15 protein-coding genes and 1 pseudogene are annotated in these 13,759 nt (G+C 73.0%); 6 read left to right on the top strand and 10 right to left on the bottom strand.

The window, feature by feature from the left end:
- Window positions 1-45 precede the first annotated feature (45 nt).
- From ACFUUZ_RS25465 to ACFUUZ_RS25425, 9 genes and pseudogenes are all read right to left on the bottom strand, one after another.
- Window positions 46-345, bottom strand: coding sequence for a putative RNA methyltransferase (locus ACFUUZ_RS25465; protein WP_378700358.1), 300 nt, complete (start codon window positions 343-345; stop codon window positions 46-48).
- A complete protein-coding gene (locus ACFUUZ_RS25460) occupies window positions 332-499 on the bottom strand; it encodes a DUF3117 domain-containing protein (protein WP_011211259.1) in 168 nt (55 codons plus the stop codon). The genes ACFUUZ_RS25465 and ACFUUZ_RS25460 overlap by 14 nt, the downstream gene beginning before the upstream one ends.
- A 113-nt stretch (window positions 500-612) precedes the next feature.
- On the bottom strand, window positions 613-1,215 hold the full coding sequence (locus ACFUUZ_RS25455) for a DNA-3-methyladenine glycosylase I (RefSeq protein WP_378700356.1): 603 nt from the start codon (window positions 1,213-1,215) through the stop codon (window positions 613-615).
- A 233-nt stretch (window positions 1,216-1,448) separates the two neighbouring features.
- Window positions 1,449-1,757: pseudogene (locus ACFUUZ_RS25450) on the bottom strand (DivIVA domain-containing protein); the annotation flags it as partial.
- Between the two features lie 27 nt (window positions 1,758-1,784).
- Entirely contained in the window at window positions 1,785-2,921 is a 1,137-nt protein-coding gene (locus ACFUUZ_RS25445) for an Mrp/NBP35 family ATP-binding protein (RefSeq protein WP_378700354.1), read from the bottom strand.
- Window positions 2,922-2,941: 20 nt separating this feature from the next.
- Entirely contained in the window at window positions 2,942-3,835 is an 894-nt protein-coding gene (locus ACFUUZ_RS25440; RefSeq protein WP_378700353.1) for a lytic transglycosylase domain-containing protein, read from the bottom strand.
- 163 nt (window positions 3,836-3,998) lie between these two features.
- Window positions 3,999-5,393, bottom strand: coding sequence for a lytic murein transglycosylase (locus tag ACFUUZ_RS25435; protein WP_378700351.1), 1,395 nt, complete (start codon window positions 5,391-5,393; stop codon window positions 3,999-4,001).
- Between the two features lie 84 nt (window positions 5,394-5,477).
- The gene (locus ACFUUZ_RS25430; protein WP_378700368.1) at window positions 5,478-6,119 is read right to left on the bottom strand and encodes a DUF1003 domain-containing protein; all 642 of its coding nucleotides are present in this window, start codon (window positions 6,117-6,119) and stop codon (window positions 5,478-5,480) included.
- 4 nt (window positions 6,120-6,123) lie between these two features.
- Window positions 6,124-7,413, bottom strand: coding sequence for a magnesium transporter MgtE N-terminal domain-containing protein (locus tag ACFUUZ_RS25425; protein WP_378700350.1), 1,290 nt, complete (start codon window positions 7,411-7,413; stop codon window positions 6,124-6,126).
- 76 nt (window positions 7,414-7,489) lie between these two features.
- On the opposite strand from ACFUUZ_RS25425, the gene ACFUUZ_RS25420 reads away from it, so the two are divergent.
- Genes ACFUUZ_RS25420 through ACFUUZ_RS25410 form a run of 3 tightly spaced genes read left to right on the top strand, consistent with a single transcriptional unit; the run spans window position 7,490 to window position 9,534 of the window.
- A complete protein-coding gene (locus ACFUUZ_RS25420; RefSeq protein WP_378700348.1) occupies window positions 7,490-8,446 on the top strand; it encodes an HpcH/HpaI aldolase/citrate lyase family protein in 957 nt (318 codons plus the stop codon).
- A gap of 12 nt (window positions 8,447-8,458) precedes the next feature.
- Window positions 8,459-8,950, top strand: coding sequence for a general stress protein (locus tag ACFUUZ_RS25415; RefSeq protein WP_378700346.1), 492 nt, complete (start codon window positions 8,459-8,461; stop codon window positions 8,948-8,950).
- A gap of 2 nt (window positions 8,951-8,952) precedes the next feature.
- Entirely contained in the window at window positions 8,953-9,534 is a 582-nt protein-coding gene (locus tag ACFUUZ_RS25410; RefSeq protein WP_378700344.1) for a suppressor of fused domain protein, read from the top strand.
- On the opposite strand, the gene ACFUUZ_RS25405 is transcribed toward ACFUUZ_RS25410, so the two are convergent.
- Window positions 9,531-10,610 (bottom strand): magnesium and cobalt transport protein CorA, encoded by a 1,080-nt coding sequence (locus ACFUUZ_RS25405; protein ID WP_378700342.1) that lies wholly within the window; start codon window positions 10,608-10,610, stop codon window positions 9,531-9,533. The two genes, ACFUUZ_RS25410 and ACFUUZ_RS25405, sit on opposite strands and share 4 nt — an antisense overlap.
- A 38-nt stretch (window positions 10,611-10,648) precedes the next feature.
- Between ACFUUZ_RS25405 and ACFUUZ_RS25400 the strand changes: the two genes are divergently transcribed.
- From ACFUUZ_RS25400 to ACFUUZ_RS25390, 3 genes are all read left to right on the top strand, one after another.
- Window positions 10,649-11,503 (top strand): PHP domain-containing protein, encoded by an 855-nt coding sequence (locus tag ACFUUZ_RS25400; protein ID WP_378700340.1) that lies wholly within the window; start codon window positions 10,649-10,651, stop codon window positions 11,501-11,503.
- A gap of 56 nt (window positions 11,504-11,559) precedes the next feature.
- Entirely contained in the window at window positions 11,560-11,766 is a 207-nt protein-coding gene (locus ACFUUZ_RS25395; protein ID WP_378700367.1) for a hypothetical protein, read from the top strand.
- Window positions 11,767-11,860: 94 nt separating this feature from the next.
- Complete coding sequence (locus ACFUUZ_RS25390; RefSeq protein WP_378700338.1) at window positions 11,861-13,498, top strand: FAD-dependent oxidoreductase; 1,638 nt, start codon at window positions 11,861-11,863, stop codon at window positions 13,496-13,498.
- Window positions 13,499-13,759: the final 261 nt, after the last annotated feature.

Here is a 13,759-nt window from a genome sequence, read left to right as displayed (position 1 = left end):
CGCCGCCAACCGTGTGGCTGGTACGTGTGGTGGGCTGGTTTTTGTTTATAAGACACAGCGTTTGCCCCCGGGTGGCGCCGGGGGGGGGGCGACCGCCGCGGCGACCGGAGTGAAATGACCCCTGGCGTGGAAATCGGAACGGGCCTGGAGCATGTCGGCCGTATCACCGGTGAACCGGGTGGCGGCGCCGGTGAGCAGGCTGACATATCCCTGGCGAGCGAGGTCGAAACTATGTCCGCTGCCGCACCGCAATGCGCGGCCGACGGCGGCGAGCGCGAGTCCGCAATTCGGACACGCGAGTAACTCGGCGAGCTCGGCGAGTACCGCGCTGCTAGCTGGTGACACTCTTCAGTTCGTCACCCAGTGCAGCCGCTTCATCCGGTGTGAGCTCGACGACCAGCCGTCCGCCACCCTCGAGTGGAACCCGCATGACGATCCCACGCCCTTCCTTGGTTGCCTCGAGGGGACCGTCCCCGGTACGGGGCTTCATGGCCGCCATCCTCTGCTCCCTCCAGATCTGCGCGATATTCCCGCGCACTTCTCGGAACTACAGTTGTCACCAACCGGTGCGCGCGTCGACAATCGGCGCGATACACCGGCTTCTATTCTTCCCTATCCCGCTTCTTCTCGGACAGGTGAGTTCGAAAACGAGTCCTCGAACCGCACCCAGCAGTCCGCCAGGTGGTCGTCCACCATTCCCACCGCCTGCATCAGGGCATAAGCCGTGGTCGGGCCCACGAACCGGAATCCGCGCTTTTTCAGCGCGCGCGCCATGGCGGTGGATTCCGGGGTCACGGCGGGAATCTCGGCGGCGGTGCGCGGCCGCGGGCGCGGCGGCGGGGCGAACGACCAGAGCAGCGCGTCCAGCCCGCCGTCCAGCTCGGCCGCGACCCTGGCATTGGCGACGGCGGCCTCGATCTTGGCCCGATTGCGCACGATGCCCGCGTCGGCGAGCAGCCGCTCGACGTCGGCCGGGCCGAACGCGGCCACCTTCTCGATGGCGAAATCGGCGAAGGCGGCGCGGAAGGCGGGGCGCTTGCGCAGGATGGTGATCCAGGCGAGGCCGGACTGGAAGGCCTCGAGGGACATGCGCTCGAAGAGCGCGTCGTCGCCGTGCAGGGTGCGGCCCCACTCGGCGTCGTGGTAGTCGAGGTAGAGCTGGGAGCCGAGCGGCCACGGGCAGCGGATGCGGCCGTCGTCCGCGGGCGCGCTCACGGCTCGCCCGGGTGGGTGATCCGGCGCGGGCGGGCCGGTTGGTCGGCGCTCGGGGGTGCACCGTCACCGGCTGCCGGGAGCGCGAATTCGCCGGTGCGGTACGGCGTGTTCCCGGCGGTGGGAATCTCCGCGGTAGCGGGGTGGGAGACGGCGGGTACCGCGGGCTGCGCGCGGTACCCGGCCTCGCCCCAGCTCCCGAGCGCGGTGCCTGCCCGGCCTGCCTGCGCGGGGTCGGCCGTCCCCGGCGACCCGTCCTGGCCTGCGCGCGCCAGGGCGAGCTCGTGCTGCAGCTCGTCGATGCGCTCGGCGAGCCGGGCCAGCGCCCAGTCCACCTCGGCGGCCTTGTACCCGCGGACCACCTGCTGGAAGCGCAGCGCGCGGACGTCGGCGCCGCTGACGCCCGCGGCGGGCAGCACCGTCGCGGTCGTACCGTCGGGCAGCGGCCCGAGCTCCTCGGCCCGGCCGAAGACGGCGCCCGCCAGCAGGAAGAGCACCGCGGCCACCAAACCGACGATCAGCACGTACAGCAGCAGCGTGAGCATGCCTGCGAGCTTATTGGTGCGGCCGGGCTACAGGTGCCGGGTGGTGTCGATGCCGAGCGACATCCCCGCCAGCCCGCGCCTGCGCACCGCCAGCTTGTCGGCGACCTCGCGCAGCGCCTTGGCCGCCGGGTTGTCCGGGTCGCGCAGCACGATCGGGGTGCCCTCGTCGCCGGACTCGCGCAGCGCCTGCTCGATCGGGACCTGCCCGAGCAGCGGCACCGTCGCGCCGACCGCGCGGGTCAGCCGGTCGGCGACGGCCTGGCCGCCGCCGGAGCCGTAGAGCTCCATCCGGTCGCCGTTCGGCAGGTCCAGCCAGGACATGTTCTCCACCACGCCCGCGATCCGCTGCCTGGTCTGCAGCGCGATGGCGCCCGCCCGCTCGGCCACCTCGGCGGCGGCGGGCTGCGGGGTGGTGACCACCAGGATCTCGGCGTTCGGGATGAGCTGGGCGATGGAGATGGCGACGTCGCCGGTGCCGGGCGGCAGGTCCAGCAGCAGCACGTCCAGGTCGCCCCAGAAGACGTCGGCGAGGAACTGCTGCAGCGCGCGGTGCAGCATCGGGCCGCGCCAGACTACCGGGGTGTTGCCCTGGGTGAACTGCGCGATCGAGATCATCTTCACGTCGTGCGCGATCGGCGGCATGATCATCCGCTCCACCTGGGTGGGGCGGGCGTCGGTGCCGAGCATGCGCGGGATGGAGTGGCCGTAGATGTCGGCGTCGAGCACGCCGACCGAGAGGCCGCGCGCGGCCATGGCGGCGGCCAGGTTGACCGTGACGCTGGACTTGCCGACGCCGCCCTTGCCGGAGGCGACGGCGTAGACGCGGGTGAGCGAGCCGGGCTGGGCGAACGGGATGACCGGCTCGGCGGAGTCGCCGCGCAGCGACTTGCGCAGTTCGGTGCGCTGCTCGTCGTTCATCACGTCGAGCTCGACGGTGACGGCGCCGACGCCGGGCACGTCGGAGACGGCGCGGCTGACCCGCTGGCTGATCTCGGTGCGCATCGGGCAGCCCGCGGTGGTCAGGTAGACCTCGACGTGCACGTCACCGGAGTCGGCGACGCCGATGCTCTTCACCATGCCCAGTTCGGTGATCGGTTTGCGGATCTCCGGGTCGTCCACCTTGGCGAGGGCGCCCCGCACGTCCGCTTCCGTTACCACTGACATGGGAACCGAGTCTAGTGGCGTCAGATGCGGGGCAGGTCCGCGGGCTTGGGCGCGACGTTGCTGCTGTACGAGTTGGCCCAGGCCATCACATTGGCGACGTAGGCCATGGAGTTGTTGTAGCGCAGGATCGCCTTGGTCTGCTGCGCGGTGTTGCGCATGTCCAGCCCGCCGTGGCAGAGGTACTTGCCCGCGGTGAGCGTGGCGTCGAAGAAGTTCTGCGGGTCGGCGATGCCGTCGTTGTTGCCGTCGGCGGCGAACTTGGTCCAGGTCTCCGGCAGGAACTGCATGGGGCCGACGGCGCGGTCGTAGCCGCTGATGTTGTCGAGCACGCCGCCGTCGCTGTCGTGGATGACGTTGTTGCCGAAGAGCGAGCCGTCCAGCACCGGGCCGTAGACCGGCTTGAGCGGGTTGCCGTCCTTGTCCGCCTTGCCGTTGTAGACGTGCGTGGACTCGACCCGGCCGATGCCTGCCAGCATGGACCAGTCCATATTGCAGGTGGGGTTCTCGGCGGCCAGCCGGTCCTCGGCGTTCTGGTACGCGGCCATCGCGATGCCCGGGATGCCGAGCGTGCCCGCGGGCAGGTCGGCGGCGACCCGGTCGCCTGCCAGCGCCACCGACTTGACCTGCGGGGGCGGGGCCGCCTTGGCCATGAGGTTCTCGGTGGGCGCGACGGCCGCGACCGGCTGGGCACCGACGACCTCGGCGGAATCGACGGCCTCGACCTCCGGCTCCAGCGTGTCCCCCGGCTCGTTGGTGAGCAGGTCGCGCGGGTTCGGCAGGTGCTGCGCGAGGGCGGCGGGGCTGACGTTCGTGGCGGCGGTGACGGCCGCGAGGCCCGCCGGTACCAGGCCGGTCAGCGCGAGAACCGAGCTGCGCTTGAAGGACGCGGTTTGCTGCTTACGGTGACGCCCCACGATGCGCTGACCCTCCATGCTCGACGCTCGGACAAGCAGAGGCTACAGCAGCCGAGATGTTTTTGTTACCCCTTCGTGATGCGCATAGTGTTTAACCGGTTCTGACCTGCGATTTTATTCGTGATTCGATCGTGATCGGCGGGAATTGCCGATCACGATCGGGTCAGCCCGCGGGCGGGGCGGGCGGCGCGGGCAGCGGGATGGTGATCCCGAACGGCAGCACCAGCCCGGGCGGCGGGGCCGCCGGGTCCTGGGCGGGGGCGACCGGCTGCCCGTCCGGGCCGAACTCCAGCGGCTTGCCGTCCGGGCCGAGCGGGCGGTCCTGCTGCGGTGCGGCCGGGCCGGGCTGCGGCAGGTTCTCGCCCTGCGGAGCCTGCGGGCCGGCCTGGGGGAGGTTCTGACCCTGCGGAGCCTGCGGCCCGGGCTGCGGCAGCGTCTCGCCCTGGGGCGGCTGCGGGCCGGGTTGCGGGAGCGTGCGGCCCTGCGACTGGGTGGGTGGGCAGAAGATGCCGCACGGGATGGGCGGCAGCCCGGGAATGGTGATCATCGGCTCGGGGACCGGTGTGCTCGTCGTGGCGGGCGCGGGCTCCTCGAGCGGGATCCCCTCCGGCGTCGTACCCGGGATCGCGGCCGGGATGGTGCCCGGCGCCGAGGCGGCGAGGACGCCGGGCGCGGTGCCCCAGCCCCCCGACCCCGGCACGATCGCCTCCGGCGACACCCGCCCCGCCGCGGGCGCCCCACCCGACCGATACGCCGCCGACCAACTCAACACATCAGCCGCGTACGACATCGAATTGTTGTACCGCAACACCGCACGCAACTCCTGCGCCCGATCCCGCAGATCCAACCCCCCACTGCACAGATACTTCCCCGCCGCCAACGCCGCATCGAACACATTGTGCGGATCCGACGCCCCGTCCCCGTTCCCGTCCGCCGCGTAATGCACCCACGTCGAGGGCAGGAACTGCATCGGCCCCACCGCCCGCACGAACCCACCACCCGACGCCGGAATCACCTCGTTACCCGGCAACGTCCCATCCAACGCCGGACCGAAGATCGGCGTCACCGTCGTCCCCGCCGCATCCGTCCGCCCACCACCGGCATGCCCGGACTCGATCCGCCCGATCCCCGCCAACAGATTCCACGACACCCCACACCCCGGCTGCGCCGACGCCAACGCCAACTCCGCATTCCGATACGCCGCAAGAACGACCTCCGGAATGCCGAGCAACCCCGACCCCGAGGGCAGGGCGATGTTCCGCAACACCGGCCCACCACCCACCGGAACCGCACCGTCGGCAGGCGGCACCACCGCCCGCAACTCCCGCGCGACGACACTGTTCTCCAGGGGCAGGAGCCCGACAATGCGGGACTGCGGTGTCTGGGACGGATCGGCCGCAGCGCTCGTCCCGCTCCCGGTGGAACCCACCAGAAGCGCCTCGCCCGCATCGCCCGCGTCGTTGGCCGAGACCATCGAACCCGAGCCGACGGACGCCAAACCCGCTGCTACCAATAGTGACACCGTGATCGGGGCAGATTTGCGCACGTGATCACTCACCAATCTATCGTCATGGGAGCAACTGTCCGGGACATCCCCTTCCCTGACGTTGCTCTGGACAACGGTATCCAGGTTACCCACCGGTCAGAACGTTGTCGGTCGATTCCCGAGATCGCTTTCGGCCCGCTCCTCCGTTACCGGTGCCGGTCCGGCACCCTTCTTGCGATTCGCTTTGCCCGGCTTCCCGGATCGCGCCGGGGTCGGCGGACCGCCGTGCACCGCCTCGATCCGCTCCAGGATCTCGCGCATCTCGTCCAGCTCGCGGCGCAGGTAGTCCCTGGTGGCGACCTCGCCGACGGCGATCCGCAGCGCCGCCAGCTCCCTGGCCAGGAACTCGGTGTCGGCCTTGGTCTGGGCGGCGCGCAGCCGGTCCTCCTCCAGCGAGACCCGGTCCCGGTTGTCCTGCCGGTTCTGCGCCAGCAGGATCAGCGGCGCCGCGTACGCGGCCTGGGTGGAGAAGGCCAGGTTGAGCAGGATGAACGGGTACGGGTCCCAGCGCAGCGCGATGACGAAGACATTGAGCAGCACCCAGACGATCACGACCAGGGTCTGGATGGCCAGGTACCGGCCGGTGCCGAGGAAGCGCGCGATCCGCTCGCTGCCCCTGGCCAGCGCCTCGGAGTCCCAGTCGATGCGGAAGCGGCCGCCCGCCGCCGGGGTCTCCAGCCGCTGCCTCGCCGGGTTGGCGGGTCGGCTGCCGCCGGTGTTCGGGACGGTGCGGACCAGGCTGTCATCGGTCACTGCCCGCGACTCCTTCCGGTAGTTCCTCGGTGTCGCGCCAGTCCTCGGGGAGCAGGTGGTCGAGCACGTCGTCCACGCTGACCGCGCCGAGCAGGTGGTTCTCCGCGTCGACGACGGCGCCGCAGACCAGGTTGTAGGTGGCGAAGTAGCGGGTGACGGCGGAGAGCGACATCTCCGGCCGCAGCGGCGAGAGGTCGGAGTCGAGCATGCCGCCGACCAGGTGCGCTGGCGGCTCCCGGAGCAGCGCCTGCAGGTGCACGCAGCCCAGGTAGCGGCCGGTGGGGGTGGCGGTCGGCGGCCGGACCACGAAGACCATGGAGGCCAGCGCGGGGGTGAGGTCCGGGTTGCGCACCCTGGCCAGCGCCTCGGCGACGGTGGTGGCCGGGGTGAGGATCACCGGCTTGGGGGTCATCAGGCCGCCCGCGGTGTCCGGGGAGTGCTGCAGCAGCCTGCGCACCGGCTCGGACTCCTGCGGGTCCATCAGCGCGAGCAGCGACTCCCGCTCCCCGGTCTCCAGCTCGCCGAGCAGGTCGGCGGCGTCGTCCGGGTCCATCGCCTCCAGCACGTCGGCGGCCCGGCCGACCTCCAGCTTGCCGAGCAGCCGCACCTGGTCGTCGTCGGAGAGCTCCTGGACGACGTCGGCGAGGCGCTCGTCGTCCAGCGCCTCGGCCACCTCGACCCTGCGCTTCTCCGGCAGCTCGCGCAGCCGCTGCGCGACGTCGGCCGCGCGCAGCCCCTCGAACTGCTCCAGCAGCTGGGTGACGTCCTGCCCCGGCCTGCCGATCTCGTACGGGGTGAGCCCGGTGACCCGCACCCAGTCGACCACGTGCACCGTGCGCCGCCTGCCCAGCCTGCGGTGCCCGCGCACCGCCACCCTGGTCACCCGCCAGTCCCTGGTCCGGGTGAGCTCGATCCCGAGGTCGACCACGAACACGTCGACACCGGCGAGGTCGGGGAGCTCGGAGTCGTTGACCCGGACCGAGGAGTCGACGATCTGTGCCACCGCGAGCAGCTCGCCGGGGCGCTGGGTGAAGCGGCGCAGGCTCACCGTCCCGGTGTTCAGCGTGACCACGCCCGGCTCGATCGCGGTCACCCTGAGCATGGGCACGAAGATCCGCCGCCGGGTCGGCAGCTCCACCACCAACCCGTGCACCCTGGGCTGTTGCCGGTCGTAGCGGACGGCGACCACCACGTCGCGCACCCTGCCGATAGACTCCCCGTCCGGTCCCAGCACCGCCAGACCGGCGAGCCGGGCGACGTACACCCTGGTAGCTGCCATGGCTGCCAGGCTAGAGGTTCCCCGCTCGGGCTCCGCGTCGCGCCACGGCAGCTGCGCGACCACACGAGGAGGGTCCATGAAGCCGCGCCGTTCCGTACTCGCCGTGCCTGGCAGCAACCCCAAGATGATCGGCAAGGCCAAGGGGCTCCCGGTGGACGAGGTCTTCCTGGACCTGGAGGACGCCGTGGCGCCGGTCGCCAAGGCGGCGGCCAGGGCCACCATCGTGGCCGCGCTGAACGAGGGCGGCTGGGGCGAGCAGCTGCGCGTGGTCCGGGTGAACGACTGGACCACGCCGTGGACCTACGCCGACGTGATCACCGTGGTGGAGGGCGCGGGCTCGCGGCTCGACGCCATCCTGCTGCCGAAGGTGACCGACGGCGGGCAGGTGCGCGCGCTTGACCTGCTGCTCACCCAGCTGGAGCAGGCGCACCAGCTGGAGCCGGGCCGGATCGGCATCGAGCCGCAGATCGAGAACGCCATCGGGCTGCGCAATATCGACGAGATCGCCACCGCCAGCCCGCGGGTGCAGACCCTGGTCTTCGGCCCGGCCGACTTCATGGCCAGCGTCGGCATGCGCACCCTTGTCGTCGGCGAGCAGCCCACCGGGTACGAGCCGGGCGACGCCTACCACCACATCCTGATGACCATCCTGCTCGCCGCCCGCGCGCACGGGCTGCAGGCGATCGACGGCCCCTACCTGCAGATCCGCGACCTCGACGGCTTCCGGCGGGCCGCTGCGCGCAGCGCCGCGCTCGGCTTCGACGGCAAGTGGGTGCTGCACCCGACCCAGGTCGAGGCCGCCAACGAGATCTTCAGCCCGCGCCAGGCCGACTACGACAAGGCCGAGGAGATCCTGGACGCCTACGCCTTCCACACCTCGGCGGAGGGCGGCGCGCGCGGCGCGGTCATGCTCGGCGACGAGATGATCGACGAGGCCAGCGCCAAGATGGCGCAGGTGGTCGCGGAGAAGGGCAGGGCCGCGGGAATGACGCGAACCACGCGTTTCACCCCGCCGGAGAGCGCGGCGAAATAGCACAATGGGGACATGACGAATCCCCTGGGGAATTCCGGCCGGGGCGGGCAGGGCCTGCCCACCCCGCCCTCCGGCTGGCCGGTCGGCTCCTACCCGACCTACGCCGAGGCGCAGCGCGCCGTCGACTACCTGGCCGACAACCAGTTCCCGGTGCAGAACGTGACCATCGTCGGCGTCGACCTCATGCAGGTGGAGCGGGTGCTCTACCGGTTGAACTGGGGCAAGGTGATCGGCGGCGGCGTGGTCTCCGGCGCCTGGCTCGGGCTCTTCCTCGGCCTGCTGCTGAGCCTGTTCACCACCGGCGGCGCGCTCGGGCCGCTGCTGGTCGGGTTGCTCGGCGGCATCGTGTTCGGGGTGATCTCCACCTCCATTCCCTACGCCGCGACCCGCGGCCAGCGCGACTTCGCCTCCACCATGCAGCTGGTGGCCGGGCGCTACGACGTGCTCTGCGATCCCAAGGCGGCCGAGCAGGCCAGGGACATGCTGGCGCGGCTGGCGATCTGAGCATGGATGTGATCGAACGGGTGCGCTCCGGCGTGCTCGGGCACTTCGGCACGGACCGCACCGGGGTCGACTCGGCCTCGGTGACCTTCCTCGGGCTGGAGCCCATCGAGATCATGCGGCTGGTCTCCGGCGAGTACGTGCACTACCTGACGCTCGGCGGCTCCCGGCACCCCATGGGCGACCCCGGCGACCTGCTCGCCGACCCGGTGAAGGGGCCGCGCGCCGAGCTCACGCTCACCCTGCACGCCGGGCTCGGCGCCGCCGCCGGGTTGGCCCGCACGCTCGGCGTGCTCGCCGCCTCGCCCGCGGTGGAGGGGGTCGTGCTGCAGGCCGACGCACTGCTCGACCTGAGCGAGCCGATCTGGCAGGGCGCCCCCTTCACCGCGGTGCTGCTCGGCGCCAGCGAGATCCCGCAGGTCGAGCTGCCCGAGCCCGCCGAGCCGGTGCGCTACCTGACGGTCACCCCGGTGACCGCCACCGAGGCGGCCTGGGTGCGGCTGCGCGGCGCCGACGCGCTGCGCGAGGCGTGGGCCGAGGCGGGCATCGACGTGCGCGACCCGAACCGCGGGGTGGCCCAGCTCTAGAGCCAGTTGTTGCGGTGGAAGTTGGCGTACAGGAGGGCGCAGATCGCCGAGGTCACCGCGAGCATGGCCGGGTAGCCCCAGGTCTGGCGCAGCTCCGGCATGTGCTCGAAGTTCATGCCGTAGATGCCCGCGATCATGGTCGGCACCGCGGCGATGGCGACCCAGGCGGAGATCTTGCGCATGTCGGTGTTCTGCTGCACGCCGACCTTCGCGAGCGCGGCGCTGATCAGCGCGCTCAGCGCGTCGTCGAAGTCGTTGATCCGCTCGGCGACCGTGGTGTGGTTGTCGGCGACGTCGCGCAGGTAGCGCCGCACCTCCTTGGGGACCGGGAGGTCGGCGTTGCGGCTGAGCAGCTGCAGCGGCGCGGCCAGCGGGTTCACCGCCCGGCGCAGCTCCACCACCTCGCGCTTGAGCTGGTAGATCGACTCGATGCCGACCCGGCTGCGCGGGGTGAAGACCTCCTCCTCCATCTCGTCGATGTCGTCCTCGATGGACTGCGCCACCTCGGCGTAGGCGTCGACGATCTTGTCCGCGATGGCGTGCAGCACCGCGCCGGGGCCGAGCGCCAGCTGCGTGGGGTTCGCCTCCAGCGTGCGGCGCAGGTCGACCAGCCCGGAGTGCTCGCCCCTGCGCACCGCGAGCACGAAGTCCCTGGCGGTGAAGACCACGATCTGCCCGGTCTCCACGATCTCGCTGACGCTGTGCAGGTCGTGCTCGACGTACTGCACGGTGCGCAGGACGAGCAGCAGGGTGTCGTCGTACCGCTCCAGCTTGGGCCGCTGGTGCCGCTCGGTGGCGATCTCGACGGCGAGCTGGTGCAGCCCGAAGGCGGCGGCGACGTCGCGCATCTGCGCCTCGTCCGGGTCGTGCATGCCGATCCAGACGAAGCCCTCGCCGCGGCTGCGCACCTCGGCCAGCGCGGTCTCGTGCGTGAAGCGGCCGGGCAGCCGCTCACCGTTGACGTAGACGGCGCAGTCGACGATGGCGCGCGCGGTCGGGACCGGTACCCGGTGCACCGCGGTGGCCGCGGACCCGGTGCCGCGGCCGCGGAACGGCAGCGGCGGAATGGTGGGCACCGGTCGATGCTACGGCCCGCGCTGGAAGACTGAGCGGTGTGCGCATCGATCTTCACACCCACTCCACGGCCTCCGACGGCACCGACTCACCGGCCGAACTCGTGCGCAACGCCGCGGCGGCCGGGCTCGACGTCGTCGCCATCACCGACCACGACACCACCGCGGGCTGGGCCGCGGCGGAGGCGGCGCGCCCGCCGGGGCTGACCCTGGTCCGCGGCATGGAGATGTCCTGCGTCGGGCTGGGGGAGGACGGCTACCCGGTCGCCACGCACCTGCTCGCCTACCTCTTCGACCCCGCCGACCCCGGCTTCGCCGCCGAGCGCGAGCGGCTGCGCGGCGAGCGGGTCGAGCGGCTGCGCGCCATGGCCGAGCGGATGGCGGCCGACGGGCTGCCGGTCGACCCGGACGCGGTGCTCGCCGCGGCCGGTCCGGCGGCCGGGCGGCCGCACCTGGCCCGCGCGCTGGTCGAGGCCGGTGTGGTGCCGACCGTGGACGCCGCCTTCCGGCGCCTGCTCGCCCCCGACGGCCCCTACTACGAGGAGAAGGCCGACACCCCGCTGCGCCGCGCGGTCGAGATGATCGCGGCGGCGGGCGGGGTCAGCGTGATCGCGCACGCCAGGGCCAGGGCGCGGGGCAGGCTGCTCGCGCTCTCCGACATCCGCGACCTGGCCGGGCGCGGGCTCGGCGGGCTCGAGGTCGACCACCCCGATCATCCCGCCGCGGACCGCGCGCTGCTGCGCGAACTCGCCGCCGAGCTCGGGCTGGTCTGCACCGGCTCGTCGGACTACCACGGCGCGAACAAGACCATCGCGCTCGGCGCGTGCACCACCGAGCCCGCGCAGTTCGAGAAGCTGGTGGCCGCGGCGACCGGTGCCGAGGTGATCGCGCCGTGAGGGTGCTGCGCGGGGTGAGCGGCGCGGTCGCGGCCGGGATCGTTGTATTGACGCTGGTGGTGCTCGGCACCGCGGTGCTGGCCGGGCGGCGCGGTTTCCCCGGCCCGGGTGGCGAGTCGCTGGGGTGGCACCTGGCGGTGGCCGTTGTGGTCGTCGTGGCCCAGGTGACCGCCGACCGGAAGCGGGGGCTCGCGGCGTTCGGGGCCGCGCTGGTGGTCTTCGCGGCGGCCGGGTGGTTGCTGTGGTCGCAGTGGTGGGGGTAGTTCGGTAACCCCGGTCACGGTCGGGTCACGACACACCCTTCGGTGATGGTCCCAATGGTTGCGGGTCGGTGAATGGTGCCCGAACATTCTTCCCGTGGAGGCCATCGAGACCGACGTGCTCGTCCTCGGCGGGGGACCCGCCGGCCTCTGGGCTGCCATCGCGGCGGCCGGGGCCGGTGCCCGCGTGCTCCTCGCCGACAAGGCGCGCTGCGGTGGCTCCGGGCCGACCGCGAGCGGGAGCAGCGCGCTCTGGGCGGTGCCGCCGGGGCCGGGCCGGGCCGACGCGGTGGCCGCCGCGCTGGCGCACGGCGCCGGGCTCGCCGACGCCGAGCTGCTGCACGCCGTCCTGGACGAGAGCCACCACCGGCTCGCCCGGCTCGCGCACCGCGGGCTGCGGATGACGCCGGTGCCGACCGTCGTCGCGGGCGAGGACGACCCGGTCGGGGTCGGCGGGCCGCTGCCCGCGCGGGTGCGGGTCAGCGGGGTCAGGTACCTGCGCGCGCTGCGCCGCTTCGCGCTCGACCTCGGGGTCGAGATCAGGGACAACCACCCCGCGCTGCGGCTGCTGACCGACGCCGACGGCGTGGTGTGCGCGGCCACCGGGAGGCGCACCGGCCCCCGGCCGGGGCCGTGGGCGGCGCGGGCGAGGGCCGTCGTGCTCGCCACCGGCGGCTGCGCTTTCGGCTCCGGGGCACCGGGGACCGAGGTGGACACCGGCGACGGGCTGCTCTTCGGCGCCGAAGTGGGCGCGGAGCTGTCGGGCATGGAGTTCGCCGGGGCCTACGCGCTGGTCCCGGCGATGGGCGGGGCGCCGTTCGGGCTCGGTGCGGGCTCGCCGCTGCACGGCGCCGCGCTGCACGACCGCGCGGGCGCCCCGGTCGCGGGCGCGGCGCTGGTGGAGGCGGTGGCGGCGGGGCGCGGGGTCTTCGCGGGCACCGCCGCGCTGTCGGCCGCGGCGCGCAGGCGGGTACTGCGCTACCACGTGCTCGACCAGCAGGGGCGGGTGCCGCTGCGGCCGGTGCTGCACGGGACCGTGCTCGGGGCGGGCGGGCTCGTCACCTCGGGCGACGGCGCCACCACGGTGCCCGGGCTCTTCGCGGCGGGTGATGTCACCTCGCGGGAGGGTGTCGTCGGGGCAGGTGGCGGGCACGGCGGGGCGTGGGCCATCGCCTCCGGGGTGTGGGCGGGTGCGGGGGCCGCGCTCTTCGCCGGGGTCGGCGCGCCGGCGCCGGTGCGGGTGCCGCACGGGGCGGGGGCGGTGCCCGCCGGGCTGCACCCGGTGTGCCGGTTCGACCCGCGCGCGGTGGTCGGCTCGGTGCGCGAGCACACGGTTCCGCTGCGCCGCAGCTACTGGCGCAGCGCGGGCACGCTGCGGGACACCGTCGCCGAGCTGGACGGGCTCTGGCCCGCGGCGCGCTTCGAACTCGGGGGGAGCGGCGCGGGTCTGCTGCGCTCCCGCCAGGCCGTCGCGCTGCTCGCCGCCGCCCGCTGGAGCGCGCACGCCGCGCTGGCCCGCGCCGAGAGCCGGGGGCTGCACCGCCGCACCGACCACCCCGGGGTCGAGCCGCACGGGCTCGCCCGCATCCGGGTCGGCGGGCTCGACGCCGTCTGGCTGCGCTCCGACCCGCTGCCCCGCGCGGACGTCCCCCGCCTCGACGCCCGGCGCGAAGCCGCGCGCTCCCGCGCCGCCGAACTGCCGCCGGGCGCGACCGCCCTGCCGCCGTCGGCCTGAATCGCCGTGCTCACGCGGGCCCCGCGCCTGCGGCGGGATTGCTCACCGCCGAAGTTCGGTGAACGGCGAGCCTTTGCTCACCCAGGGGTAATTCCCGCCACCTACGCTCGGACGATGAGGTTCGTACGGGGAGACCGGTTTGGCGCAGGGGGAAGCGGGCCGGCAGAATGGGTCGGATTCCGATCCTGTGCCACCGCCGGGTTCGGATATGCCGCTGATCCCGGCGCGCGACGTACCGTCGCACCCCGTGGATCAGTATCG

It is taken from the genome of Nocardia sp. NPDC057353, assembly GCF_042667085.1.
Classification (GTDB): domain Bacteria; phylum Actinomycetota; class Actinomycetes; order Mycobacteriales; family Mycobacteriaceae; genus Nocardia.
The sequence above is the reverse complement of the archived record's forward strand: the minus strand, read 5'-3'. Positions and strand labels throughout refer to the sequence as shown.